Genomic DNA, 22354 nt, shown 5'->3' with positions numbered 1-22354 from the left:
GCCCATGCCCAAGTTCACGGAAGACAAATTAGAGAAGGCAATTATTGCCCTGCTGGAGCAGCAGGGCTTTTCCAATACTCCCGGCGGCCAGCTACAGCGCGCGCCCACCGAGGTGTTGATCAAGGAGGACTTGCGCCGTTTTCTCGGCCAGCGCTACGCGGATGACAACATCACCCCGGCGGAAATCGAGGCAGTGATCACCGAACTGGAGCGGCTGCCTGCCGCCGATCTCTACGACAGTAACAAGGCCATCCACAAACGCGTAGCGGATGGCTTTCTGTTAAAGCGCGAAGACCGCAGTAAGAAAGACCTGTATATCCAGCTGATCGACTACGCAGGGCTGCCGGAGCAGCGCATCCCCGCCGAGGGCGAGGTGGAAACGCTGGTGGCGCAGAAGCTGCCGGATTACCACGAGCGCAATATCTGCCGGGTGGTGGGCCAGTTGGAAATCGAGGGCACGGAAAAGCGCATCCCCGATGCCATTCTGTATATCAACGGCCTGCCGCTGGTGGTGTTCGAATTCAAAAGCGCCATCCGCGAAAACGCCACCATCTATGATGCCTGGAAGCAGCTCACCAGCCGCTATGCGCGCGATATTCCCGCGCTGATGAAATACAACGCCCTGTGCGTAATCAGTGACGGCGTCAACTCGCGTATGGGCTCGCTGTTTGCCCCCTACGACTTCTTCTACACCTGGCGCAAGGTCACCGGCGATGAAACCATCGAACAGGACGGCATCAACGCCCTGCACACCATGCTAGAGGGTTTGTTCGACAAGGCGCGCCTGCGCGAGGTGATCCGGCATTTTGTCTACTTCCCGGATGTGTCCAAGCGCGAAGACAAGATCGTCTGCCGCTACCCGCAGTTCTACGCCGCCACCCGGCTGTACCAGAACATCCTGCGGCACCGCAAACCGGATGGCGACGGAAAGGGCGGTACCTACTTCGGGGCCACCGGCTGTGGCAAAAGCTTCACCATGCTGTTCCTGACGCGCCTGCTGATGAAGAGCGTGGAGTTCGCCAGCCCCACCATCGTGTTGATCACCGACCGCACCGATCTGGACGACCAGCTCTCGGGCCAGTTCACCAACGCCAAGGGCTATATCGGCGACCAGCATGTGGTGAGCGTGGAGAGCCGCGAACACCTGCGACAACTGCTGAAGGGCCGCAACAGCGGCGGCGTGTTCCTCACCACCATCCACAAGTTCACCGAAGACACCGAGCTGCTGACCGAGCGCGCCAATGTCATCTGTATCAGCGACGAGGCCCATCGCAGCCAGATCAACCTGGATCAGAAGGTGCGCGTCACCGAAAAGGGCGTCAAGCGCACCTACGGCTTCGCCAAGTACCTGCACGACTCGCTGCCCAACGCCACTTACGTGGGCTTTACCGGTACCCCCATCGACGCCACCCTGGATGTGTTCGGCGAGGTGGTGGACAGCTACACCATGACGGAGTCGGTAAAAGACGAGATCACCGTGCGCATCGTCTACGAAGGCCGCGCCGCCAAGGTGATGCTGGACAACGACAAGCTCAGGGAGATCGAGGACTACTACGCCGAGTGCGCCGAGGCCGGCACCAGCGACTACCAGATCGAGGAGAGCAAGAAGGCCAGTGCCAATATGAATGCGATCCTCGGCGACCCGGACCGTATCAAGGCGCTGGCCAGCGACTTCGTGCACCACTACGAGCAGCGCCTAGAAGAGGGCGCCACCATCAAGGGCAAGGCGATGTTCGTGTGCAGCAGCCGCGAGATCGCCTACCGCTTCTGGCAGGAAGTGATCGCGCTGCGCCCGCAGTGGAATGAGGTGCTGGCCGCGGAACAGGGCGCGGAGCTCACCGACAGGGAGCGCAAAGAGATCAAGCCCATGGAACAGATCAAAATGATCATGACCCGCGGCAAGGACGACGACAAAGCGCTCTATGACATGCTGGGTACCAAGGAGTACCGCAAGGAGCTGGATCGCCAGTTCAAGAACCCCAAGTCCAACTTCAAGATCGCCATTGTGGTGGATATGTGGCTCACCGGCTTCGATGTGCCCTTCCTTGATACCATCTATATCGACAAACCCATCCAGCGCCACAACCTGATCCAGACCATCTCCCGCGTCAACCGCAAGTACGAGGGCAAGGACAAGGGCCTGGTGGTGGACTACATCGGCATCAAAAAGCAGATGAATCTGGCCCTGGCCCACTACAACAAGGCCGACCAGCAGAATATCGAGGAGATTGCCCAGTCCGTTATCGTGGTCAAGGATCACCTAGATCTTCTGAACAAGATCTTCCATAAGTTCGACAGTAAGCCCTACTTCACTGGCAGCCCGCTAGAGCAGCTCAACTGCCTGAATATGGCCGCCGAGTATGTGCAGCTCACCGACAAGATCGAAAAGCGCTTTATGGCGCTGGTAAAACGCCTCAAGGCCGCTTACGACATCTGTTGTGGCTCCGACCGCATCAACCAGGCCGAACGCGATCTAATCCACTTTTACCTTGCCGTGCGCTCCATTGTGTTCAAGCTCATCAAGGGTGACGCCCCCGACGTGGCGCAGATGAACGCCCGCGTGCGCGAGATGATCGCCGAAGCGCTGAAGGCCGACGGAGTGGAGGAGATATTCAAGCTGGGCGAAGACGAATCCGGCGAGACGGATATCTTCGCCGACGACTACCTGGCCAAGATCGAGAAGATCAAACTGCCCAATACCAAGATCAAGCTGCTACAGAAGCTTCTGGCTCAGGCCATCGAGGACTTCAAGAAGATCAACAAAACAAAGGGGATGGATTTCTCCGAGAAGTTCCGCAAGCTGGTGGATCACTACAACGAGCGCAAAGAAGATGATGTGCTCGTAAGTAATGTCCTCGACGATTTCTCCGAGGAAATTATTGACCTGATTCAGGCATTGAAGAAAGAGAAGGAATCCTTCAGTGATCTCGGGATTGATCTGGAAGAGAAGGCTTTTTACGACATTCTGAAAAAGTTGGCTGCCAAGTACGACTTTAGCTATCCGGAGGATAAGCTCCTGGAGCTTTCGAAAGAAGTAAAAGGGGTGGTGGACGATAAGGCTAAGTATACGGACTGGAATCAGCGTGATGACATTAAGGCGGAGCTGAAAGTCGATCTGATCTTAGTGCTGGCTAAGAAGGGGTATCCGCCGGTTGATCGGGATGAGGTTTATAAGGAGATTTTTGAGCAGGCGGAGAATTTTAAAAAATATCAGTTGGCTTAGTAGGGGTTTGCTTGCTGAGCCAATGTGCGCCTGGCGCAAAAGTAAAACCATGTAAAACGATATCTTTACACAAGACTCTCTTTTTGCTTCATCTTGTCGTAACTCGGCAAGATGAAGCAAAAAGGGATCGTCTGGAAGTGGAGAAGTAGACTCTTTGGCGGATTAGCCCTTTTCATCAAAAGCCCCAAAAAAGTCAGTAAGCTCTTGAGCACCTCTACTGAATATAATCACAGCTGCAATAATTCCGACAAATATCATTTCTCTTGGCCAGTTCGCAAGCAAGTAGTTATGCCACACATATAGCGTCGCTATGGCGATAACATGGGGAAGTGCGGAATCGAAAAACTGTCGGGCAGTTAAGGCATTTTGAAATAGATACCAAATCTTATGAAAGGTGTAATGCCATCCAAACTGGCAATCATATTCTTGCTTGGCTTCACCTTTAAGTGTGACACCACTGGATCGTCCATGCACTGGTACACGACGTTCAATTGTTGCGTTGATCGTCCAAGACGATAGGAATCGATCGATATGTAGGTGGAGGCTCTCTATCCAAAAAACCTCGTGGTCCGTATCGATCAGGCCCTTCTCTCTCTTGATGTATTTGCCAAAGAATGAGTCGCGAGCTGCACTAAATTGGACCGACTGCTTGAGGTTTTGCCAGACAGCCCTGCCGTCCAGATAGAATCTCCACCAGTAGATAAAGAAAAGAAGCCATATGAGGTAGCCGATCACTTCGGGCTTATCCAGTGTGACCGGTATATAAGGTAAAGATATCTGCCCTTCTGGATTGGTGGGCCTTCCATCCCCTAGCTGATATACAAGTAGTATGACACTGAGGAAGAGCAAACCCTTTTTGGCATTAGTGTGAATTGGCATAGTTGCCTAATACCTTATTGTTTCTTTTTGAGTATTCTATTAGCTATCTGCTTTATTTGTAACCATTCGGGCTTTTGGCAAGCTCTTGCGAAAAACCGTAGCTCCGGTCTGCGCCTATTTAAGAAGATGGGGGTTAAAGAGGAAGTAACAGAGGCAGGTTTTGCGGAGGACTGTTCTCGGTGGGATTCGCGCTATCGCGCTCGTTGCCCGACGCCGCCGCGTCTGGTCGAGTAGGTGGTGGAAAGGGTTATGGCAGCCGCGCGGGCAGTGGACGGGCGGAATAATCACAACAGCCTAGGGGCTGTTGTGACCCTGGCGGGCTTCGCGCTGCGCGCTTGTTTCAAATTGCTTTCGCAATTTGTCGAACCGCGGTGGTACTGTCTCAAATGCATCCATGCATTTGACCCTTCGGGTGCCTTCGGCAGACCAAAACGCTCCCGGCGTTTTGTCATCCGGACTCCGGGCATAGATATAAAAAAAGCCCCACCCTTTCGGGTGAGGCTTGTTTTATATGGTGCCCGGAGGCGGAATCGAACCACCGACACGGGGATTTTCAATCCCCTGCTCTACCGACTGAGCTATCCGGGCTTCGCTGTTTGCGGGGTATCCCCTGCGTCGCGAGGCGCGTATTAAACCCGCTCTGGATGAGAGAGTCAACCCCTTGATTGCACGCTAGTTTTTCCGGTTAGCGAGTGCTCACTATTTTTTCGCCGGTGGGGCGATAAGGGGGTGTGAGCGCCCGCTTTTCAGTCTAGCCGCTTTCCAGGATTGGGCTTACTGCTCTTCCGGGGGGACGTAGCCTTCGGCCTCATCGTAGCTCTCGCCGCTCAGGAACTTGTCGCGCTGCTCCGCCAGGTAGGTGCGGGTGGAGGGTTCCATCATGTTGAGGCGCTTTTCGTTGATGAGCATGGTCTGGTGGGCCATCCACTCCTGCCAGGCTTTCTTGGAGACGTTCTCGTAAATTTCCTGGCCCTTGGGGCCGGGCATGGGGGGCGCGTCCAGGCCTTCGAGTTCCTGTTGGTATTTGCGACAGAATACGGTTCTGGACATGTTGGTCTCCGGGGTTGGGTTATTTGGTTTTGCCGTGGCCGTGTCTTCCGTGGGTTTTCGCGGCCAGCGGCCGCTCCTACAGGACGGTGGCATCTTCCTGGGCCAGTAGCGGGGCGCGGAAAGCGTCCAGCTGCCTGGCCAGTTTGGCGATCGGGGCCGGCAGGCCCAGGTCCTGTGCCGCCCGGGGGCGGTTGAGCTGGCGCAGTTTATACCAGTCGCCGCCGGGCTCTGTCACCCGGGCGCCTTCGAGGCTGGCCCGGTCGGCCAGCTGGATCCACACCGGGCTGATATCCAGGTGGAAGTGGGTGAAGGTGTGGCGCATGGGTGGCAGGGGCTGGACCTGGCCGGCCTGGATATCTTGCGCGGCCAGCCATTCCTGGGCGCTGGCCTCCCCGCCGTCGTCGCCTTCCAGCTGCGGCGGTACCCACAGGCCGCCCCAGATGCCGCTGGGCGGGCGCTGTTCCAGGTAGAGGTCGCCGTCACACTCGAGCAGCAGCATGGTGGCCAGGCGCACCGGTTTCTCTTTTTTGGGCTTCTTGCCCGGGTAGTCCTGGGGGTTGCCCTGGGCGTGGGCCACGCAGTCGCCGGCCAGGGGGCAGGCGTCGCATTTGGGTTTGCTGCGGGTACAGACGGTGGCGCCCAGGTCCATCATGGCCTGGGTGTAGTCGTTACAGCGCTTTGTCGGGGTGTAGGCCTCGGCCAGGGCCCAGAGTTCGTTGGCCACGCTGGTCTGGCCGGGCCAGCCGTCCACGGCGTGGTAGCGGGCCAGTACCCGTTTCACGTTGCCGTCCAGGATGGGGGCGTTGATGCCCATGCTGATGCTGGCGATGGCGCCGGCGGTGGAGCGGCCGATGCCGGGCAGGCTGGCCAGTGCCGCCACGTCCCGGGGGAATTCCCCGCCGTGTTCTTCCATCACCGTCTGCGCGCACTTGTGCAGGTTGCGGGCGCGGGCGTAGTAGCCCAGGCCGCTCCAGTGGGCCAGGACCCGGTCCTGGGAGGCGCCGGCCAGGTCTGCCAGGGTGGGGAAGCTGGCCATAAAGCGCTGGAAGTAGGGGATGACGGCGGTGACCTGGGTCTGCTGCAGCATGATTTCCGATACCCACACCCGGTAGGGGTTGATGTCCTGCTGCCAGGGGAGGTCCTTGCGGCCGTGTCGGTCGAACCATTTGAGGACGGCCTGGTGGAATTGGGTTGGGGACATCGCGGGTGGTGGTTTGGGGTTGCTGCGGGTGTGGGGAGTTTACCAGAGGTGGTGGGGGCTTGGCTTGGGGCGCAGCTGTGGGGCTGTGTGGTGGGTTCGCGCCCGGCGGCCGTTCCTGCGGGGTGTGGTAATTCGGAAATGAAAAAGGGCCCAATGGGGCCCTTTTGAGTCTTGAGGGATGGACTGGGAGATCAGTCGCGCTTGAAGAGGCCTTTGAATTTCTCTTTCAGTTCGTCGACTTTCTTCTCCACCTTTTCGCCGTACTTCTTCTCGGCCTTGTGCTTCAGCTCCTCGCGCAGCAGGTCGTCGGTGCGGCGGCTGTCGGGCTTGCAGCTGCCGATGCCGGCGTCGGCGAAGGTGTCCTTGCAGCGCAGGGGCAGCGGGCGGTTGCGCCAGCGGTCGTTCTGCACGCTGCAGCCGCTGTCGGAGGTGCGCTCGCCGGTGAGCGACAGGCCCAGGGCGAAGTCGAAGTCGGCCTTTTCCAGGTCCACTTTGCCGTCGCCGGTCAGCGCGATGTTCTCCACCCCGGCGAGGATTTCCTGCACCTTCACCTGGTCGCCCTCAACCTGGATGTTCACCCGCAGGTCCTGCAGGCGGGTCTGGGCGGGCCAGTCCTGCTGTGTCATCGGGGTCTTCTCGACGAAGCTCACCAGCTGGCACATGCCCTTTTCCAGGTTGAACGGCGCCAGGGCCAGCTGCTGGCTGGATACCTGTACCGCGGCGCGCAGGTTTTTCTGCAGGTCCTGGTCGGTCTTGCCCCTGGTCCGGGCGGCCCAGTTGATGGTGGACTTGCCGGAGACCTGTACCCGGTCGCTGGGGAACAGCACCTGCTGCACCTTGGAGATCTCCACGCCCACGAGGCCGCCGGTGACCTCGCCGGTGGCGGTCTGGCCGCGGGCGTTGAACTGGCCGTTGGTGCTGAACTCGCCGTCGTAGATGTCGGCGCTCAGCTCCTGCAGCTGGTACAGGCCGTTGTCGATGTTCAGGCGCAGCAGCGGGGCGTCCAGCTGCAGTTCCAGGGCGTTGAGGCGCTCCAGGGCCAGCTCGATATTGGCGCTGAAGCCGCGCATGGCAGCGAGCGGCAGCTCCACCGGCTCGGCGGGCGCGGTCTCCTGCGCGGGCTGCTCCTCTGCCTGCGGCGAGGGCGGCGGCAGGTAGTCGTCCAGCACCAGGGCGCCGCCGCGCAGGGTCAGGTCGATGCCGGGGATCTCGGCATTGCGCAGCTGGCCGCTGCCGGAGAACACGGTCTCGTCCAGCTGCAGTTGCAGCGGCGTCAGGTTGATCTCTTTCTCGGTGCCCTCGATGCTGGTCTCCATGCTGAACTTCTGCAGCGCGGAGCCGCTCTGGGTCACCAGCTCGGTGCCGGTGACTTCCAGCCACGGGCGCAGCGGGTTGGCCTCGGCGTTCATGGTGAACTGCAGCTGCCAGGGCTGGTCGTCGGCGCTGCGGCGCACGTGGCCGCGCAGGTAGAGCTTGGCGGCGGCCGCGCCGCTCTCGGCGCGGAACTCCAGCGGCTGCAGGCGCAGGCCGTTGAGGCCCTCGTCCACTGCCAGGGTGCTGTCGATATCCAGGGTCACCGGCTGCTTCAGGGCGCTGCCGGTGACTTCGGCGGTGGCCTTGATCTGGCCGGCATCGCCGCCGGGCACCAGGTTGTCGGCAGAGACGCTGAGCTTCTCCACGGTGTACTCGGTCTTGGCCTTGGCATCTGCATAGCGGATCACGCCGTCCTCGATGCGCAGTTTCTCCAGCGCCAGCTTCAGGTCCTGGGCGCCGGGCTCTTTCTCAGGCTCCACTTCCAGCTGCGGCGGTTCCTCGGCCTGGGCCTCGCGCTTCGCCTCCATGGCCTCGGTCAGCAGTTCCCAGTTGCCCTTGCCGGACTCATCCACCTTCAGGTCGATCTGCGGGCCCAGCAGGACGATCTCCTGCGCCTCGATGCGCTTTTTCAGCAGCGGCATGACCGCCACGCCCACGGCGATGCGGTCGGCCTTCACCAGCGGCTGGTCCGGCACCGGCAGCGGTGCCAGCTGCACGCCCTGCAGTTCCAGCGCCAGGCTGGGCCACAGCTGCCAGCCGATATCGCCATCCAGCTTCAGGGCCACGCCCTGCTTGGCGGCCATTTGCTCCAGTTGCGGCTTGTAGCGATTGATGTCGATGCCCCCCAGCAACCAGGCGGCGGCACCGGCCAGCAGCAGGAGAACGATCAGCAGGAATATCAGTGTGTTCTTGATCCAGGCCATGGGGTGGGTGATCCCTGTTATTTTCTGTGGCGGGCAGCGGGCTGCAGGGGGCGCCGGGGTCGGTCGCCGCACCGCTGCCGCTGCGCGTACTTCTTCAAATGGTGGGGCAATTGTAGGAAAAAACGGTTCCGGCGGATACGAAACTGGTCGCAGGAAGGGAAGCGCGACAACGGCTCGCGCCCCCGGGTAGGAAAAGGTTCCGCCCGGCCGCGCGGTTTTTCGCGACGGCCGGGCGGGCTCCGGGTCCAGGAGCTAAGGGGGGATCAGAACAGGAAGCGCACGCCGGCCTCGACGCTGCGGCCCGCTGCCGGGGCGAAATCCCGCAGCAGCGAGGTGGAGTTGCGGATCTCCTCGTCCAGCAGGTTGCGGGCGCTGGCGAACAGCACCGCATCGCTGCCGCCTACCTGCAGGTTGTAGCGCGCGGTCAGGTCCATGCGGGTGTAGCCGTCGGTCTCTTCCTCGAAGGCGCCCGGGTGGTCCTGGTCGAAGGCGTGGGTGGTGCGCCACTCCCAGTTCCACTGGCTGTAGTCGCCGCCCAGGGCCAGGCCGGTGCGCAGCGGCGGCAGGCGCGGCACGTCCCGGCTTTCACCTGGGATCAGGGTGTCATCGAACTGCGCGCGTACGCTGTCGCCGAACAGGGTGAGGAAGTGGCCGCCGGCCAGCGGGAATTTCACCGAGGCCTCGGCGCCGTAGAAGGTGGCGTCGCGGTTGGCGTAGGCGTAGATGGGGAACTCGCTCTCCAGGTCTTCCTCGCCGGTGTTCTGGGCGTAGATGTAGTCGCTCACCTGGTTGTAGAACAGGTTGGCCTCCACCCGCGCGGCGTGCCAGCCGCTGGCCTCCTCGTTGTGGTGGTGGTAGCCCAGCTCCCAGTTGATGGAGTTCTCGGTGTCCAGGTCATCGTTGCCGAGGATAAAGCGCGATTCCGCCAGGTGGGCGCCGTTGGCGTAGAGCTCCTCGGCCACCGGCGCGCGCTCGGCACTGGTCACGCCCAGGCTCACATGCTGGTGCTCGGCCAGGAAGTACTGCAGCGAGGCGCTGGCGCTGGCCAGGTTGAAGTCGCGGTCGTCACCGAGTTCCGGGCTCACTTCCACCCGCTCGACACGGCCGCCCAGGTCCAGGTGCCAGTCGGCCCAGCTGCGCTCCTTCATCACGAAGGCGCCGGCGCTGCGGGTGTTGGAGGGCTGGATAAAGGCCTCGTCCCCGATGGCGGAGAAGTCCTTGTCGGACAGCTGCAGGCCGTAGGCGCCGCGCCAGGGGCCGCCGTCGTCGTGGGTCAGCTCGATGCGGCTCTCCCAGGCGTCGTTGGTAAAGCGGGTGCCGGGCTCGCCCTCTTCCAGTTCCACGTGCTGGTAGTCGTTGTGGCCCAGGCGGAAGGTGACCTTGTCCCAGTAATCGTCGTCGAAGCGGTGCTCGCCCTTCAGGTCGTAGCGGGTCTGGGCCATGTCGATGCGCACGGCCTCCGGGCCCTCTTCCTCACCGGCGTGGGCTGCGTGCTCCTCGGCGGTCTCGCCCGCGTGCACTTCCTCCTCGTGGGCGTGGGTGCCGAAGGGGATGCCGTAGTTCTTGCCGGTCTTGTTCACCGACAGGCCGATGAAGCCGCTGTCGGTGATCCAGGAGGCGCCGCCGCTGTAGCTGTGGCCGCGGCCGCGGGTGTTGCCCACGTAGCCGTCGGTGTTGAACTCCTCCTCTGCGGCGGCTGCCTCGCCGGCGTGGGGTTCCTCCTCGTGGTGGCGGATGGCCAGGCCGGGGATCCGGGTATCGCCGTTCTCGCGGTAGGTGCCGTCCAGGTACCAGGCCAGCTGGCCCGCGCCGCCACCCAGGCGGAAGACGCCGGCATCCTGTTCGTTGCCGGTGTCGTGGCGCATTTCCAGCGCGCCCTCGAGTTCCTCCGGCACTTCGGTGGGGATGCGGCCGTCGATCACGTTCACCACGCCGCCGATGGCGCCACTGCCGTAGCGCAGGGCGGCCGGGCCGCGCAGGATCTCGATGCGCTTGGCCAGCAGGGCCTCCACGCTGCTGGCGTGGTCGGCGCTGGTGTTGGAGGCGTCGGCCACGTCCAGGTTGTCGTTCAGGACCTTCACCCGGTTGGCGGACTGGCCGCGGATCACGGGCAGGCCCACGCCGCCGCCGAAGGAGGCGTTGGCCACGCCCAGCTGGTCCTTGAGGGTGTCACCCAGGGTGGCGGCGGCCTTGTCGCGCAGCTCGTCGCCGGCCAGCACCGAGACCGGCGCGGCCACGGCGTCGGCGGGCTTGTCCAGCGGCGAGACGGTGACGTTCACCTCTTCCAGGGCGGAGCTGGCCTGGCCCTGCTGCTCCTGTGCGTGGGCGAATGTGGCGGAAATGGTCAGGGTGCCGGCCACGGCCAGCGCGAGTTTGTTGGACTTGTACATCAGTTCTTATACCTGTCTCACGGGCGTGCGCGGGGGCTGCCACCTGGGGCGCGGGCGCGCATCGCCGGAATTCCTGTTCGATTGTGCGGCGCGCGCGGGCACCGCGGTTTCTCCCCGGCGTCACAGGCCCGCGGCGACACGGCGCCGGCATGGTGTTTCTGTGGTCCGGGTGGCAGGCCACGCGCACGCGTACGTCAAGAGGTGCAAGGCGGTGCGACGGTCGGGCTGCCGGATCGATCGGTTTTAGTGGGACAGGGGGGCTGGGGGTGCGCGGGCGGTCTGGCGCTCGGGCTGGCTGTCGCCGGGGACCGGGGCGCTCTGGCGCAGGTAGCGGGTGAACGGGGTCGGCAGGAGGACCCGGTATTCACTGCCCGCCGCGGCGGACATCTGGTGGAAGCACACATCGCACAGCTCGTGCGACGGGTCCACGAAATGGATATGCTCCGCCAATACCGGCTGTGCTGACAGCAGGGCGATCAGCAGCAACAGGGCGGTCCACAGGTTGGACTTATGGCGGGAGCGGGTATTCATGGCTGGTATCATATCCGGCGCATCGCATGAATCAAGTTTCATCTGACACTATCCGGCCACAGCGGCGGCGTTCTTCTCTATAATTCGCGCCTCTGTTCCTGAAGTGCTTTATATAAGCACTGCAACGCATCATTTAAGGACCGTAACGCTTATGCGCAAGGCCAGCGTCAATCGCGACACCCTGGAAACCAAGATCAAGGTCAGCCTGGACCTGGACGGCCAGGGCAACGGCAAGTTCGAGACCGGGGTGCCCTTCCTCGAGCATATGCTCGACCAGATTGCCCGCCACGGCATGATCGACCTGGATATCACCTGCGACGGCGACGTCCATATCGACGACCACCACACGGTGGAGGACATCGGCATCACCCTGGGCAAGGCTATCGCCGAGGCGATCGGCGACAAGAAGGGCATGACCCGCTACGGTCACGCCTATGTGCCCCTGGACGAGGCGCTCTCCAGGGTGGTGATCGACTTCTCCGGCCGCCCGGGGCTGGTGATGAATGTGCCGTTCACCCAGAAGCGCATCGGCAATTTCGATACCGAGCTGTTCTACGAGTTCTTCCAGGGCTTCGTGAACCACGCGCTGGTGACCCTGCATATCGACTGCCTGCGCGGTCACAACGCCCACCACCAGGTGGAGACGGTGTTCAAGGCCTTCGGCCGCGCCCTGCGCATGGCGCTGGCGGAGGACCCGCGCATGGCGGGTACCATGCCGTCCACGAAAGGTGTCCTGTAACAGGGACGGAGCAGGAGAGAAAAAGTCGTGCAGAAAATCGCAGTACTCGACTACGGCATGGGCAACCTGCACTCGGTGGCCAGTGCACTGCAGAAGGTGGCGCCGGAGGACCAGGTGGTGCTGGCCACCACGCCGGAACAGGCCGGGGGGGCCGACCGCCTGCTGGTGCCCGGCGTGGGTGCCATCCGCGACTGCATGGCGGGTTTTACCGATGCCGGTTTCGCGCCACTGCTGCGGGACGCCATCGACTCCGGCCTGCCGGTGCTGGGCATCTGCGTGGGTATGCAGATCATGATGCGCCACAGCGAGGAAAATAACGGGGTCGACTGCCTGGGGATCTTCCCCGAGCCGGTGAAGTTTTTCGGCAATGACCTGGAACATGATGGTGAGAGATTGAAAGTCCCGCATATGGGCTGGAACCAGGTGTGGCAGAAGCAGGCGCATCCGCTGTGGTCCGGGATCGGGGACGGCAGCCGCTTTTACTTTGTCCACAGTTACTATGTACCCGCTGAGGCTTCCGCCCCAGCCGCCGCGGGCGCTGTTCCAGCGGAAAATAACCCGGATATCGCCGGCCAGACCGAGTACGGCGTGTCCCTGGCCGCCGCCGTGGCCCGCGAGAATATCTTCGCCACCCAGTTCCATCCGGAGAAGAGCGCCGACAGCGGCCTGCAGCTGCTGAAGAATTTCACCGCCTGGAACGGCAGGGTTTAAACCACACTGTTTTTGTAGCAGCGGCCGCTCCTGCAAAACCACCAACTTGATACACCGCCAACAGAAAGACTGACCATGATTGTAATTCCCGCGATCGACCTGAAAGACGGCCAGTGCGTGCGCCTGCGCCAGGGCGAAATGGACGATGCCACCGTATTCTCCGACGATCCGCTGGCCACCGCGCAGCACTGGGTGGACCAGGGCGCGCGCCGCCTGCACCTGGTGGACCTGAACGGCGCCTTCGCCGGCAACCCGGTCAACGGCGAGGCGGTGAATGCAATCGCGAAGGCCTTCCCGGACCTGCCGGTGCAGATCGGCGGCGGTATCCGCGACCTGCCCACCATCGAGCGCTACCTGGATGCCGGTGTGACCTGGGCCATTATCGGCACCGCCGCGGTCAAGAACCCGGAGCTGGTGAAGCAAGCCTGCCGCGAGTTCGAGGGCCATATCATTGTTGGCCTGGATGCGAAGGACGGGCTGGTGGCCACCGAGGGCTGGGCCCAGGTGTCCGACCAGAAGGCCACCGAGATGGCGAAACGCTTCGAGGACTGCGGCGTGAGCGCCATCGTCTACACCGATATCGCCCGCGACGGCATGATGCAGGGGGTGAATATCCCGGCCACGCTGGAACTGGCCCACGCGGTGCAGGTGCCGATCATCGCCTCCGGCGGGGTCAGCTCCATCGAGGATATCGAGCAGCTGCTGGAAGCGCAGGATATCTACGGGGCCATCACCGGCCGCGCCATCTACGAGGACAAGCTGGACCTGGGCGCGGCACAGAAACTCTGTGACGAGTGGGGCCAGGGACAGTAAGGGATCAGTAAGGGGAAAGTCATATGCTCGCCAAACGAATCATCCCCTGCCTGGACGTGGACGCCGGCCGCGTGGTGAAGGGCGTTAACTTTGTGGATATCCGCGATGCCGGGGACCCGGTGGAAATCGCCCGCCGCTACAACGAGGCGGGTGCGGACGAGATCACCTTCCTCGATATCACCGCCACCCACGAGGGCCGCGACACCATGCTGCACACCGTGGAGCAGATGGCCTCGCAGGTGTTTATCCCGCTCACCGTCGGTGGGGGTGTGCGCACCATCCAGGATATCCGCAACCTGCTGAACGCCGGCGCCGACAAGACCGCCATCAACTCGGCCGCGGTCAAGAACCCGGAGTTCGTGCGCGAGGCCGCCGAGCGTTTCGGCCGCCAGTGCATCGTGGTCGCCATCGATGCCAAGCAGGTGGGACAAGACAAGTGGGAGATTTTCACCCACGGCGGCCGCAAGCCCACCGGCATCGATGCGGTGGAGTGGGCGAAGAAAATGGCCGACCTGGGCGCCGGGGAAATCCTGCTCACCAGCATGGACCGGGACGGCACCAAGAATGGCTTCGACCTGGCCCTGACCCGCGCCGTGACCGATGCGGTGCCGGTGCCCGTCATCGCCTCCGGCGGCGTCGGCAACCTGCAGCACCTGGCCGACGGCGTGCTGCAAGGCGGCGCCGATGCGGTGCTGGCGGCCAGCATCTTCCACTTCGGCGAGTACACCATCGCCGAGGCCAAGCAATATATGCACGACGCCGGCATCGAGATGCGGCTCTAACGCCTGTTTCCGCCCGCTGGGGCCTGCCGTGGCATTACTGTGACACGCCAGGATTCCCCCGCTGCCAAAATGCAGTAACATTGAAAAATGGATCTACTGCAGGAATTCTCCGCCGTCGAACACAGCCCGGTCTTCAGGCGACCGGACTTCTCGGCGTTGCGCGAACAGCTGGCGCCGCTGGATTTCAGCGGCTGTGAGCTGTTGCCGGCCCTGCAGGAATACCGCAACTTCTACCAGCTGAATTTCCCCCAGGCGAGCAAGACCGGCGTGGGCACCTTCGAGGTGGCCGGCTTCCAGCTGGTGGCCCAGTACTGGCTGCTGGAGAAGCCGCGCGGCACCCTGTTTATCTGCCACGGTTATTTCGACCACACCGGTATTTACGGCTCCGCCATCCGCTTCGGGCTGGAGCGTGGATACAACGTGGTGATCTTCGATTTTCCCGGCCACGGCCTGTCGAGCGGCGAGCGCGTGGCCATCGATTCCTTCCTGCAGTACCGGCAGGTGCTGGGGGCGCTGATGCACATTGCCCGGGACCGGCTGCCGGGCCCCTGGCATGCCCTGGGGCAGAGCACCGGCGGTGCGGCGCTGCTGGCCTACCTGCAGTACAGCCGCTGGCAGCCGTTCGACAAAGTCATGTTGCTGGCGCCGCTGGTGCGCCCGGCACGCTGGCATGTGCGCAAGTGGATGTTCTACCTGGGGCGCTTCTTTATGGTGGAGCCCAACCGCGGCTTCAGTATCAATACCCACGATGCCGAGTTCGCCCGCCGCCAGGCGCACCGCGACCCGTTGCAGTCACCGGTAATGTCCATGCGCTGGCTGGCGGCCATGGTGGACTGGTTGAAGGCCTTCCCGAAGACCGCGGTCAATGAGAAACGCATCCTGGTGATCCAGGGCACCGGCGACGAGACTGTCTCCTGGCGCTACAACATGCGCGCCATCCGCTCGCGCTTTCCCAACAGCAAGCGCGTGATCATCCGCGGCGCCCGCCACCAGATGATCAACGAGACCCAGCCCTACCGGCACCAGATCCTCACGGCACTGGATGACTGGCTAACGTAATAATCCGCGCGGTATAGTCGGGCCGGTAAACTATTTGCGTTAACCGGCCGGGGAAAGGAGTTCCCATGTTGCATACCCTGCACCGCAGTTCCGCGGTGATCATCGCCCTCTTCGCCATTTTTCATATCGCCAACCACGGGTTTGCCGTGGCCGGTGTCGAAGCCCATATCCAGTTGATGGAAAGCCTGCGACAGGTGTACCGGTTACCGCTGGTGGAGGCGCTGCTGATTGGCTGCGTGCTGTTCCAGGTGGGTTCCGGCCTCTACTTTGTGGCGCGGCGTTTTGGTGAGCGGCAGGATTTCTTCGACCGGCTGCAGGCCGCATCCGGCTGTTACCTGGCGTTTTTCCTGCTGGTGCATGTGAGCGCGGTGGTGTTCGGCCGCTCGGTGCTGGGGCTGGATACGAATTTCTTCTATGCCGCGGCGGGGATGCATGTGTTCCCCTATGCGCTGTTCTTCCTGCCCTACTATTTCCTGGCGGTAGCGGCGATCTTTGCCCACCTGGCCTGCGCCGCCCACTGGCTGATGCGCAACCGCCTGGGCCCGGTGCAGCGGGACCGGCTGGGCTACGCCCTGTGTGTGGCGGGCCTGCTGTTGTCGGCGGTCATCATCACCGCCTTTGCCGGCGGCTTCAGCGCGGTGGAGATTCCCGCGGAGTACCTGGCGACCTATGGTCGCGGGCCGGGAACCTGACGGAATAGGTGGCGCCGGCCCGCCCATTGCCGATAGCCCCTGAAAAGGCAACCGCAGGAGCGGCCGCTGGCCGCGACCCCGTCAGATCGCCGCCCGCCGCAGCGCCCGCTCCTTGTGCCGTTGCGCCAGGGCATCGGTGGAGTAGAGGGCCAGTCCGAACCAGACGAAGGCGAAGGTCACCAGCTTGCTCTCATTGAACGGCTCGCCGAACAGCTGGGTGGCGATCACCAGCATCAGGGTGGGTGCCAGGTACTGCAGGAAGCCCACCGTGGACAGGTTCAGCCGGCGCGCGGCGATATTGAACAGCAGCAGCGGCAGCAGGGTCACCGGGCCGGCGAGCAGCAGCAGGGTGTTCAGCTGCCAGTCGTTGCTGGCCATATTGCTGGTGGGGCTGGTGCTCAGCACCAGGTAGGTCAGCGCGATGGGCAGCATGAACAGGGTCTCCATGGCCAGGCCGGTCAGGCTTTCCACCGGTGCGCGCTTGCGCACCAGGCCGTAGAAACCGAACGACAGTGCCAGGAACAGCGCCACCACCGGCAGCTCCCCGAACTGCCACAGCTCGTGCCCGATACCGATGGCCGCCAGGGCCACCGCCAGCCACTGCAGCGGCCGCAGGCGCTCGCCCATAAACAGCACGCCCAGCAGCACATTGATCAGCGGGTTGATGTAGTAGCCCAGGCTGGCCGACAGCAGGTGGTTGCTGGTCACGGCCCAGATGAACACCAGCCAGTTGCTGCCGATCAGCAGGGTGGAGAGTGCCAGCGTGGTCATGCGCTTGCGGTCGCGCAGGGTGGCCATGAAGTCCGGCAGCTTGCCGATCACCGCCAGCACGATCATGGCCAGCACCAGCGCCCAGATACTGCGGTGGGCGAGGATCTCCGGGGCGGAAATGCCGTCCAGCAGCTTGAAGTACAGCGGAGCCACGCCCCACATCAGGAAGGCGGTAACGCCGGCGAGCAGGCCGGCTGCGGCGGAATCTCTCTCGGGCACTGGGTATCTCTCTTGGCTTGGTGCCGTAGCACCGGGAGCCTTTCGGTGGGCGCAGGGGCCGCGGGTACGTCGGGATGGCCGGCAGGTTGTTGGCAGCGGCCAGGCCGCGCCCGGGGCCGGGCGCGGCGGATTCTAACCGCTCTGGGGTGGCCGCGTCATCCGGGGCGCGGCCGAGGGGGATCAGAACAGTACGCGGCAGCGCAGGGTGGCCGGGACACTCTTCAGTTTTTCCAGTGCCAGGTCCGAGTACTCGGCATCCACGTCGATCACCACGTAACCCAGGGTCTCGTTGGTCTGCAGGAACTGCGCCGAGATGTTGATGGCGTTGTCCGAGAACACCTTGTTGATGGCGCTCAGTACGCCGGGCACGTTCTGGTGGATATGCAGCAGGCGGTGGGCGCCGGCGTGGCCGGGCAGTGCCACCTCGGGGAAGTTGACCGAGCTGGTGGTGGTGCCGTTGTCGGAGTAGAGCGCCAGCTTGTCCGATACCTCGACACCGATATTCTCCTGCGCCTCCATGGTGGAGCCGCCGATATGCGGGGTGAGCAGGGCGTTGTCGATGCCGCGCAGGGGCGACTGGAACTCGTCGTCGTTGCCGCGCGGCTCCACCGGGAATACATCGATGGCGGCGCCGGCCAGGTGGCCGCTCTTCAGGGCCGCGGCCAGCGCGTCGATATCCACCACGCTGCCGCGGGAGGCGTTCAGCAGGATGGCGCCGGGCTTCATGCGCTCGATCTGCTCGGCGCCCATCATCATCTTGGTGGCGGGCAGCTCCGGCACGTGCAGGGACACCACGTCGGCCTGGGCCAGCAGCTCGTCCATGGACGTGATCTGGGTGGCGTTGCCCAGTGGCAGCTTGGTGACCACGTCGAAGAAGATCACGCGCATGCCGATGGCCTCGGCCATTACCGACAGCTGGGAGCCGATGGCGCCGTAGCCGATGATACCCAGGGTCTTGCCGCGGGCCTCGAACGAGCCCCTGGCGGATTTCTGCCAGCCGCCGCGGTGGCAGACCATGTTTTTCTCCGGGATACCGCGCAGCATCAGGATGGTCTCGGCGATAATCAGCTCGGCCACACTGCGGGTATTGGAATAGGGGGCGTTGAATACGGCTATGCCCAGCTCTGTGGCGGCCTGCAGGTCCACCTGGTTGGTGCCGATGCAGAAGCAGCCGACGGCAATCAGCTTGGGCGCGCTCTCCAGCACCTTGCGGGTCAGCTGCGTGCGCGAACGGATACCCACAAAATGGGCATCGGCGATCTTCTCGATCAGCTCGTCTTCGGGCAGCGAGGTCTTGAGATACTCCACATTGGTATAGCCACGCGAGGCCAGCAGGTCGACGGCCGACTGGTGCACGCCTTCCAGCAACAGAATACGAATCTTGTCCTTTTGCAATGATGTTTGCGGAGCCATATACACTCTCTTGACGATGGGCAACGGGTTCGGAGATAGAATTTGCGAAACCGGGAATCCGGCGAGGGCGCGATCATACCACAAGCGGCCCGGAAAGCTTTATACGAAATATCCATCCTAACCATAGGTAAAAAGAATAGAAGGTAGTTATGTATCAACACCGGTTTACCTGCGGCTCGGCGACAGGACTGGCGCCCGGCAAGATTGTCTGTGTGGGCCGCAACTACGCCGCCCACGCCGCCGAGCTGGACAATGCCGTGCCCGAGGAGCCGCTGTTGTTCATCAAGCCGGCCACCGCCGCGGTGCCCTTCGAGGCGCCCATCCACCTGCCGCCGGGGCGCGGCAGCTGTCACTTCGAGGGGGAGCTGGCGCTGCTGGTGGGGGAAACCATCGGCAATGCCAACCCCGGCGACGTGCCGCCCGCCATCGCCGGCCTGGGGCTGGCGCTGGACCTGACCCTGCGCGACCTGCAGGCGGAACTGAAGCAGCAGGGCCACCCCTGGGAGAAGGCCAAGGCGTTCGATGGCGCCTGCCCGCTGTCGCCCTTCGTGAAGCTGGACTGGCTGCCGGACTGGGACGGGCTCAGTTACTCCCTGTGGCTGAACGACGCGCTGCGCCAGCGGGGCAAGACCAACCATATGCTCACGCCCATCCTCGACCTGGTGGCCTATATCAGCAGCTATTTCACCCTGCAGCCGGGGGATGTGGTGCTCACCGGTACCCCGGCCGGCGTGGGCCCGCTGCACAGTGGCGACCGGCTGGTGATGCAGCTGCAGGACGACTGGCTGCGGGTTGAGACCAGGGTCGCCTGAGGTGGGATCGCGGCCATGGGCCGCTCCTGCGGGGGCGCACCGGCCCAGCCATAAACGAGGCTAATATTGTTCCCATCGGCCGGCGGCACTATGATGCCGCCGGCCGGGCACCCTTCCGGCACTCATTCCTGCAGCATTGCCCACAAGGCACCTGTGGACCAGCAGATAGGACCAGCAGAGAGAAGGCGCGATGACCGACCTGAACCCGATTACCACCGTCCGTATCCTCACCACCGGCGGCACCATCGAGAAGAGTTACAGCGAGGAGGAGGGCACCCTCAAGAACCGCGCCTCGATCATCCGCGAGGGCCTGATCTCCAGCTTGCGCCTGCCCTACACCCACCTGGAGCTGGAGAGCGTGGTCAACAAGGACTCGCTGGATATGGATGACCGCGACCGGGCGCTGATCGCCGAGGCCGTGGAGCGCACCGCGCAGCAGGGCGACCCCATCGTGATCCTGCACGGCACCGACACCATGGCCGATACCGCCGAGTTCTGCTTCAAGAAGATGGGCCAGCCCCCGGTGCCGGTGGTGTTCACCGGTGCCATGAAGCCCATGGGCTTTATCGACTCCGACGCCCGCCAGAATGTCACCGAGGCCCTGCTGGCCGCCCGCCTGATGGAGCCGGGTTTCTATATTGCCTTCCACAACCGGGTCTTTGCCGTCCCCGGCGTGCGCAAGAACCGCGAAGAGGGCACCTTCGAGGCGGTGGGCTGAGCCCCACCTGTCCCTCTACCCCGGGGCCTGTCCCGCAGGCCCCGGGCCGGCTGCCCCTCTCGTTTCGGCCTCTACACTCCATCTGTTCCCGAACCGTCTTCGCACAGGGGCGGTCCCCGCGTTACAATACAAACCCTTTGAATTGTGATCACATTTTCAGTATAAACTGAATAATCATTCAATTTTGCCCTTGGACAACCTGAGAGGTGCGCCATGTCAGAACAGAATAAGACCCCGGAAACCCTGCAGGAGTGGCTGGCCCTCGCGGACAGCCTCCAGATCGAGGGCCGCGCTTTCATCAACGGTGAATATGTGGACGCCCTGTCCGGTGACACCCGCCCCACCACCAGCCCGGCGGATGGCCGCGAGCTGGCGCAGGTGGCCAGCTGTGGTCCCGAGGATGCCGACCTGGCGGTGCAGGTCGCCCGCAAGACCTTCGAGTCCGGTGTCTGGTCCGCCATGCCGCCCATGGAGCGCAAGAAAATCATGGTGCGCTTCGCCGAGCTGATCGAGGCGAACCTGAACGAGATCGCCCTGCTGGAGAGCCTGGATGCCGGCAAGCCCATCAGCGACACCATCAACGTGGACGTGCCCGGCGCGGTGACCACCATCCGCTGGAGCGGCGAGGCGGTGGACAAGGTCTACGACGAGGTGGCGCCGACTGGCCCGAATGACCTGGCGCTGATCCAGCGCATGCCGCTGGGCGTGGTGGCCGCCATCGTGCCGTGGAACTTCCCCCTGTCCACCACCTGCTGGAAACTGGGCCCGGCGCTGGCCACCGGCAACAGCGTCATCCTCAAGCCTGCCTCCAATACCCCGCTGACCGCGCTGAAACTGGCCGGCCTGGCGAAAGAGGCCGGGCTGCCGGACGGCGTGCTGAACGTGCTGCCGGGACCGGGCAGCAGCCTGGGCAAGGCGCTGGGCCTGCACATGGATATCGACTGCCTGACCTTCACCGGCTCCACCGAGGTGGGCAAGACCCTGACCGAGTACTCCGGCCAGTCGAACCTGAAGCGCACCTTCCTCGAGCTGGGCGGCAAGAGCCCCAACATCGTGTTCGCCGACGCGGACCTGGACAAGGCCGCCGAGGCCGCCGCACTCGCGGTCTTCTACAACCAGGGCGAGACCTGCACCGCCGGCACCCGCCTGCTGGTGGAGAAGTCCATCGCCGGCGAGTTTATCGAGAAGGTGAAGAAGGCCAGCGCCCGCTTCAAGCCGGGCCACCCGCAGGACCCGGCCACCGTCATGGGTGCCCTGATCGACCGCAACCAGTTCGACACCGTCGAGCACTATGTGGCGAAAGGCAAAGAGGAAGGTGCCCAGCTGGTGTGTGGGGGTGCCGCCGCGGCTGCCGTGGAGGGCGGCCACTATTACGAGCCGACCGTATTCCGCAATGTCACCAACGACATGACCGTGGCGCGTGAGGAAATCTTCGGCCCGGTGCTGGTGGCCATCGAGTTCGAGAGCGAGGAGGAAGCGGTGCAGATCGCCAACGACTCCATCTACGGCCTGGCCGCCGCGGTGTGGTCGCGCGATATCGGCCGCGCCCACCGCGTGGCCCGCGACATGCGCGCCGGCTCGGTCTGGATCAACAACTACTTCGGGGGCGACATCACCGTGCCCTTCGGCGGCTTCAAGCAGTCCGGCAACGGCCGCGACAAGTCGCTGCACGCGCTGGACAAGTACTGCGAGCTGAAATCCACCTGGATCGATCTGAGCTGATCAGGGCGCAGCGGGAGGCTGTCTCCAGCCCCCGCTGCGCTGGCATTTGGCCTGGCTCTTAACGGGTGGTACCCACCTGTCGGGAGGGTTCCAGTTACAGCCACTCCCGTAGCGACATCGGGGCCTTCCTCATTCCAGCGCGGACAGGTAGCCAACTGCGTGGCACGGCCTGGATGCCAAGATTTCCTTTAGCTCTCTCCTGTCCTGCCGGAGCCTCCATTCCTGCCTGACCTTGTGTCTTCCCTGCTTTGTCGATGTATGCGTGGTGGTGCGGCGTGCAAGTAGGTATGCTCTTCTGTGTGGCTCTTGCGGTACTCCTGCCCAAGCGCGTCCCGGACCCGGCTTGGTCCGCCGGATAGGGAGCCGCTTTTCGTTTTAGCTCCAGTTTAAGA

Annotated in this window: 18 protein-coding genes and 1 tRNA gene; 10 read left to right on the top strand and 9 right to left on the bottom strand. The window is 63.2% G+C overall.

Annotated elements, in window-relative coordinates:
- Nucleotides 1–4: 4 nt before the first annotated feature.
- Nucleotides 5–3223: a type I restriction endonuclease subunit R gene (locus LVD11_RS06930; RefSeq protein WP_237057427.1), complete on the top strand. Its 3219-nt coding sequence runs from the start codon at nucleotides 5–7 to the stop codon at nucleotides 3221–3223.
- Between the two features lie 162 nt (nucleotides 3224–3385).
- On the opposite strand, the gene LVD11_RS06925 is transcribed toward LVD11_RS06930, so the two are convergent.
- The 7 genes from LVD11_RS06925 to LVD11_RS06895 form a co-directional block, all read right to left on the bottom strand.
- Complete coding sequence (locus LVD11_RS06925) at nucleotides 3386–4102, bottom strand: hypothetical protein (RefSeq protein WP_237057426.1); 717 nt, start codon at nucleotides 4100–4102, stop codon at nucleotides 3386–3388.
- 512 nt (nucleotides 4103–4614) lie between these two features.
- A tRNA-Phe gene (locus LVD11_RS06920) sits at nucleotides 4615–4690 on the bottom strand.
- Between the two features lie 186 nt (nucleotides 4691–4876).
- On the bottom strand, nucleotides 4877–5152 hold the full coding sequence (locus LVD11_RS06915) for an oxidative damage protection protein (RefSeq protein ID WP_237057425.1): 276 nt from the start codon (nucleotides 5150–5152) through the stop codon (nucleotides 4877–4879).
- A 76-nt stretch (nucleotides 5153–5228) separates the two neighbouring features.
- On the bottom strand, nucleotides 5229–6353 hold the full coding sequence (gene mutY, locus LVD11_RS06910; RefSeq protein WP_237057424.1) for an A/G-specific adenine glycosylase: 1125 nt from the start codon (nucleotides 6351–6353) through the stop codon (nucleotides 5229–5231).
- A gap of 191 nt (nucleotides 6354–6544) precedes the next feature.
- Nucleotides 6545–8590 carry an AsmA family protein gene (locus tag LVD11_RS06905; RefSeq protein ID WP_237057423.1) on the bottom strand — a complete coding sequence of 682 codons (2046 nt, stop codon included), beginning with the start codon at nucleotides 8588–8590 and terminating at the stop codon, nucleotides 6545–6547.
- A 263-nt stretch (nucleotides 8591–8853) separates the two neighbouring features.
- Nucleotides 8854–10980 carry a TonB-dependent receptor gene (locus LVD11_RS06900; RefSeq protein WP_237057422.1) on the bottom strand — a complete coding sequence of 709 codons (2127 nt, stop codon included), beginning with the start codon at nucleotides 10978–10980 and terminating at the stop codon, nucleotides 8854–8856.
- Between the two features lie 243 nt (nucleotides 10981–11223).
- Nucleotides 11224–11553, bottom strand: coding sequence for a hypothetical protein (locus tag LVD11_RS06895; RefSeq protein ID WP_237057421.1), 330 nt, complete (start codon nucleotides 11551–11553; stop codon nucleotides 11224–11226).
- 109 nt (nucleotides 11554–11662) lie between these two features.
- On the opposite strand from LVD11_RS06895, the gene hisB reads away from it, so the two are divergent.
- The 6 genes from hisB (at nucleotide 11663) to LVD11_RS06865 (ending at nucleotide 16307) form a co-directional block, all read left to right on the top strand.
- Nucleotides 11663–12250: an imidazoleglycerol-phosphate dehydratase HisB gene (gene hisB / locus LVD11_RS06890; protein ID WP_237057420.1), complete on the top strand. Its 588-nt coding sequence runs from the start codon at nucleotides 11663–11665 to the stop codon at nucleotides 12248–12250.
- Nucleotides 12251–12277: 27 nt separating this feature from the next.
- Nucleotides 12278–12961: an imidazole glycerol phosphate synthase subunit HisH gene (gene hisH, locus LVD11_RS06885; protein WP_237057419.1), complete on the top strand. Its 684-nt coding sequence runs from the start codon at nucleotides 12278–12280 to the stop codon at nucleotides 12959–12961.
- Between the two features lie 75 nt (nucleotides 12962–13036).
- A complete protein-coding gene (gene hisA / locus LVD11_RS06880; protein WP_237057418.1) occupies nucleotides 13037–13774 on the top strand; it encodes a 1-(5-phosphoribosyl)-5-[(5-phosphoribosylamino)methylideneamino]imidazole-4-carboxamide isomerase in 738 nt (245 codons plus the stop codon).
- 23 nt (nucleotides 13775–13797) lie between these two features.
- Nucleotides 13798–14556 carry an imidazole glycerol phosphate synthase subunit HisF gene (hisF, locus tag LVD11_RS06875; protein ID WP_237057417.1) on the top strand — a complete coding sequence of 253 codons (759 nt, stop codon included), beginning with the start codon at nucleotides 13798–13800 and terminating at the stop codon, nucleotides 14554–14556.
- An 87-nt stretch (nucleotides 14557–14643) separates the two neighbouring features.
- Entirely contained in the window at nucleotides 14644–15615 is a 972-nt protein-coding gene (locus tag LVD11_RS06870; RefSeq protein ID WP_237057416.1) for an alpha/beta hydrolase, read from the top strand.
- Between the two features lie 65 nt (nucleotides 15616–15680).
- Nucleotides 15681–16307, top strand: a complete 627-nt coding sequence (locus LVD11_RS06865) for a hypothetical protein (protein ID WP_237057415.1) — start codon at nucleotides 15681–15683, stop codon at nucleotides 16305–16307.
- Between the two features lie 81 nt (nucleotides 16308–16388).
- Here LVD11_RS06865 and rarD read toward each other — a convergent pair whose 3' ends face one another.
- Both rarD and serA read right to left on the bottom strand, forming a co-directional pair.
- Nucleotides 16389–17297 (bottom strand): EamA family transporter RarD, encoded by a 909-nt coding sequence (gene rarD, locus LVD11_RS06860; protein WP_237057414.1) that lies wholly within the window; start codon nucleotides 17295–17297, stop codon nucleotides 16389–16391.
- A gap of 180 nt (nucleotides 17298–17477) precedes the next feature.
- Nucleotides 17478–18710 (bottom strand): phosphoglycerate dehydrogenase, encoded by a 1233-nt coding sequence (gene serA / locus LVD11_RS06855; RefSeq protein ID WP_237057413.1) that lies wholly within the window; start codon nucleotides 18708–18710, stop codon nucleotides 17478–17480.
- Between the two features lie 149 nt (nucleotides 18711–18859).
- On the opposite strand from serA, the gene LVD11_RS06850 reads away from it, so the two are divergent.
- From LVD11_RS06850 to LVD11_RS06840, 3 genes are all read left to right on the top strand, one after another.
- Complete coding sequence (locus LVD11_RS06850; protein ID WP_237057412.1) at nucleotides 18860–19522, top strand: fumarylacetoacetate hydrolase family protein; 663 nt, start codon at nucleotides 18860–18862, stop codon at nucleotides 19520–19522.
- A gap of 190 nt (nucleotides 19523–19712) precedes the next feature.
- Nucleotides 19713–20240 (top strand): asparaginase, encoded by a 528-nt coding sequence (locus LVD11_RS06845; RefSeq protein WP_237057411.1) that lies wholly within the window; start codon nucleotides 19713–19715, stop codon nucleotides 20238–20240.
- 213 nt (nucleotides 20241–20453) lie between these two features.
- Nucleotides 20454–21962, top strand: a complete 1509-nt coding sequence (locus tag LVD11_RS06840) for an aldehyde dehydrogenase (RefSeq protein ID WP_237057410.1) — start codon at nucleotides 20454–20456, stop codon at nucleotides 21960–21962.
- Nucleotides 21963–22354 lie beyond the last annotated feature (392 nt).

Origin of the sequence: Microbulbifer sediminum, from assembly GCF_021729035.1 — a bacterium.
GTDB lineage: Bacteria > Pseudomonadota > Gammaproteobacteria > Pseudomonadales > Cellvibrionaceae > Microbulbifer > Microbulbifer sediminum.
The sequence above is the reverse complement of the archived record's forward strand: the minus strand, read 5'-3'. Positions and strand labels throughout refer to the sequence as shown.